The 285-nt window shown below is 36.1% G+C and carries 1 pseudogene; it reads right to left on the bottom strand.

What is annotated here, in order from left to right:
- Positions 1-285: pseudogene (locus SCA31_RS22980) on the bottom strand (hypothetical protein); the annotation flags it as partial.

The raw sequence follows: 285 nt of genomic DNA, 5'->3' as shown, positions 1-285 counted from the left end.
CATTTCTTGCGTTTTTACATTTAAGCATGAATTCCTGAAAATGTCTTGCATCTGCAAAAACTTGGCATCCCGCTGAAAATTGAGTGTTGTCTGAATTCCAATCTCCATTAAGCGGACCTTTGTGAATATTAATTCCAAACATTCCTGTATCAACTCTTGCTGGATCAGCATCCAAATTTCCATTTCGATTACTATCCCGATAGACTTTTACATTTCCTAATCTTTGACAAATCGCATCATATTTTCCTTGATGCTTGTCTATACAATGCGTTCCTAGATATTGTC

This window comes from Chryseobacterium sp. SIMBA_028 (genome assembly GCF_046535285.1).
Lineage (GTDB): Bacteria > Bacteroidota > Bacteroidia > Flavobacteriales > Weeksellaceae > Chryseobacterium.
Note: the sequence above shows the minus strand (reverse complement) of the source record. Positions and strands in the feature narration are given on the sequence as shown.